Source organism: Micrococcus sp. GbtcB5 (genome assembly GCF_019091605.1).
Classification (GTDB): Bacteria; Actinomycetota; Actinomycetes; order Actinomycetales; family Micrococcaceae; genus Micrococcus; species Micrococcus luteus.
The window spans coordinates 1-232 of record NZ_JAGXJK010000563.1 but is presented as its reverse complement, the minus strand read 5'-3'; the positions used below and the strand labels follow the sequence as shown (position 1 = coordinate 232).

At 81.9% G+C, this 232-nt stretch carries 1 pseudogene; it reads left to right on the top strand.

The features are described from left to right. Nucleotides 1-232: pseudogene (locus KVS67_RS13520) on the top strand (tRNA(Ile)-lysidine synthetase); the annotation flags it as partial.

Here is a 232-nt window from a genome sequence, read left to right as displayed (position 1 = left end):
CCCGCCCGCTGCGGGGCCTGACGCGGAGGGCCACCGAGACGACCTGCCGCTGGGCCGGGCTGACCTGGTTCGCGGACCCGCACACCCGCGATCCCGCGCTGCTGCGTTCGCGGGTCCGCACCCGCGTGCTGCCCGCTCTCGAGGACCCCGACGCCGGCCTCGGCCCCGGCGTGCGGGCCGGGCTGGTGCGCGCCGCGGCCACCGCGGCCCAGGACGCCGCGGCCCTCGTGGC